Source organism: Synechococcus sp. R8-2, from assembly GCF_047461715.1.
GTDB lineage: Bacteria > Cyanobacteriota > Cyanobacteriia > Thermostichales > Thermostichaceae > Thermostichus.
The window spans coordinates 1-2184 of record NZ_JANSHQ010000263.1; the positions used below are offsets into that span (position 1 = coordinate 1).

Here is a 2184-nt window from a genome sequence, read left to right on the forward strand (position 1 = left end):
CGCTACGCGACGCTTTCGCGAACAGGCTGGGCCGCACAACTGGGGTTCTGCAATGGGCCAGCGTTCGATCTCCCGAGGCGGAGCCGTCTTGCTCCCTGAGCCTATCGATTGAGCCCATCCATGAATCTCCATGCAAACCTCACCGAATCCATTCATCCCATCCGATGAGTTTTCCTTCCAATCAGCAGAAGCCCCCCGCTGTACCCACCAGAGCCAGCATTGGGTAGTTCACATGCACTTAAACTCACCTTACCCATTGGAGAGGAAACAAAGCCAAGCGTCAAAGCAGAGCTGAGGGTAATGGACAGCCCCATGATGAGTCAATCCTGGTCGAAGAAACTTAAGCGGATCCCAGCAAAAGGACAACACCTCGCCAGAATGAGGGTTCAACCCGTAACCGCGTGCCCTTGGGGCGGGGAGGGAAGATAATGCCCAGGCAGATTGTCATTGCCGAGCAACATCGAGTGGCAGCCGTCTTCGCCGAAGATCAAGTGCAGGAGCTGATCGTCGCCAGCGGCGCTCACCAAGTGGGAGACGTTTACGTCGGAATCATCGAGAACGTTCTGCCCAGCATCGATGCCGCTTTCGTCAACATCGGCCCTGCAGAGCGCAATGGGTTTATCCACGTCAGCGACCTGGGCCCGCTGCGCCTCAAGCGAAGTCATGCCTCGATTTCTGAGCTGGTCTTGCCGCAGCAAAAGGTGCTGGTACAGGTGATGAAAGAGCCTACCGGCAACAAAGGGCCAAGGCTTACCGGAGATTTGGCCTTTCCAGGGCGGTATTTGGTGTTGCGACCCTACGGAAAAGGCGTTCATCTGTCCCGCCGCATCGAGGATCGAGAAGAACGCAACCGTTTGAAGTCGCTGGCCATTTTGATTAAACCCCCGCAGATGGGCCTGTTGGTGCGCACCGAAGCGGAAGGTGTGTCCGAAGAAGCGATGATCGACGACCTGGAGCAATTGAAGAAACTCTGGGAAGATATTCAACAGCAGTATCAGGCAGCACGGGGGCCGGGGCTACTCAACCGGGATGACGACTTTATTCAGCGGGTGCTGCGGGATGTTTACTCCGACGATGTGAACCGTATTGTGACCGACTCTGCGGCAGGAGCGAAGCGAGTCCGTAGCTATCTGCAGGGCTGGAACAAGGGCCAAATGCCCCCTGGTGTCGTTGTCGATGCCCACCGCGAGCCCACCCCCATTCTGGAGTATTTTCGGGTCAACGCGGTTATTCGGCAGGCGCTGCGGCCACGGGTGGATCTGCCCTCTGGTGGCTACATCATCATCGAGCCCACCGAGGCCCTGACGGTAATTGATGTTAACTCGGGCTCCTTCACCCAATCGGCCACTTCTCGGGAGACAGTGCTGTGGACAAACTGTGAGGCGGCTACCGAGATTGCCCGCCAATTGAGGCTGCGCAACATTGCCGGTGTGATTGTGGTGGACTTCATCGATATGGATTCCCGCCGCGACCAGTTGCTGGTTTTGGAGCATTTTAACAAGGCCCTCTCCAGCGACAAAGCTCGCCCACAGGTGGTCCAACTGTCGGAATTGGGGCTGGTGGAGCTCACCCGCAAACGGCAGGGGCAAAGCCTTTACGAGATCTTCGGCTATTCTTGCCCCACCTGTGAGGGGCTGGGGATCCTAGCCCGCTTGCCGGGGGCCGAGCCAGGGCATCTGTTAACAATAGAAAGCGGCCTGACGGTAACGCTACCCACCGAGGCGGAAGGAGGGGATGAGGAAGAGGCCGGCCCGATCCTGCCCCGCGATGGCAACCCCCAACGGGCACGCCTGCGAGTGGGGAGCGATGGGCTGTCTCGAGGCGATAGCCGTGCGCTGCTGCGGCGGTCGCGATCTGCCCCCGGACAACGACGCCCCAGCCCGGATCCCTTTACGACTTCAGACGATCTGGAGGAAGAGCCACGGGTTGAAACGGGACGCAAGCGTCCCCGCGAAGACTGGGGGGATCCCCGCACCGGCCAGCGCCTCGTTACGCGGAGCCCAGATACTCCTGCAGACGAGGAAACCCCGGAGCCGCTTGGGGACGATCTCTTGCAACCGGCAGGGGGCGGAGCAGACCCAAAGCGTCGAGAACCCCGCCGTTCTGGCCCTGGGGAAGAGGCAGAATCCGCCTCACGCAAAGATCACACTTCCCCAGCCCGCACCGTTCGCGCCAGCGGGACGG

The 2184-nt window shown here is 59.8% G+C and carries 1 protein-coding gene; it reads left to right on the top strand.

Annotated features, from left to right (window positions below):
* Positions 1–428 precede the first annotated feature (428 nt).
* The coding region (locus NW819_RS06985) for an Rne/Rng family ribonuclease (protein WP_414413308.1) at positions 429–2184 on the top strand (1756 nt) is incomplete at its 3' end.